This is a genomic window from Bradyrhizobium sp. Kon58, from assembly GCF_055807455.1.
In genome coordinates this window covers 1-368 of record NZ_JBVVOT010000217.1, presented here as the reverse complement: position 1 = coordinate 368, position 368 = coordinate 1, and the positions used below count along the sequence as shown (strand labels likewise).

1 protein-coding gene is annotated in these 368 nt (G+C 65.2%); it reads left to right on the top strand.

All coding sequences use genetic code 11. The features are described from left to right. Positions 1–368: ATP-grasp domain-containing protein (locus tag AC0L20_RS40185; protein ID WP_473295698.1), on the top strand; the 368-nt coding region annotated here is incomplete at both ends.

The window sequence follows — 368 nt, the reverse complement described above, 5'->3', positions numbered from 1 at the left end:
CCTCAAGCCGCTGGACGGCATGGGCGGCACCTCGATCTTCCGTCATCGCACCGGCGACCCCAACCTGTCGGTGATCCTGGAAACCCTGACCGCCCTGGGCACCCAGCAGATCATGGGCCAGGCTTACCTGCCGGCAATCAAGGACGGCGACAAACGCATCCTGATGATCGACGGCGAGCCGGTGGATTATTGCCTGGCGCGTATTCCGGCGGCCGGCGAGACCCGTGGCAACCTGGCGGCCGGTGGTCGTGGCGAGGCGCGGCCGCTGTCGGACAAGGACCGCTGGATCGCCGCTCAAGTCGGCCCAACCCTTCGCGAAAAAGGCCTGCTGTTCGTAGGACTTGATGTAATTGGCGAGAACCTCACCG